The 218-nt window shown below is 57.3% G+C and carries 1 pseudogene; it reads left to right on the top strand.

The window, feature by feature from the left end:
- Positions 1–50: 50 nt before the first annotated feature.
- Positions 51–218 (top strand): annotated as a pseudogene (locus tag H6B10_RS17465) (membrane protein insertion efficiency factor YidD); the annotation flags it as partial.

The following is a 218-nucleotide window of genomic DNA, read 5'->3' as shown; positions in this document are numbered from 1 at the left end:
CGCACCTGGGCCACCATTGCCGGTTTGTGCCCACCTGCAGCGAATACGCCATGCAGGCCCTGGCCGTCCACGGTCTGGTCAAGGGTCTGATTTTAACGGTCTGGCGGCTTTTGCAAACAGCTTACCCAGTGTTTTGCTCAGCTGGGTGCTTTTCAGGTGCGGGGTCTGACCGCGGGCTACCAGTATTATATCATACCCGCCGATATTTTGCGAGAGGT

The sequence above is a fragment of the Gemmiger formicilis genome (genome assembly GCF_016901605.1).
GTDB lineage: Bacteria > Bacillota > Clostridia > Oscillospirales > Ruminococcaceae > Gemmiger > Gemmiger formicilis_B.
Note: the sequence above shows the minus strand (reverse complement) of the source record. Positions and strands in the feature narration are given on the sequence as shown.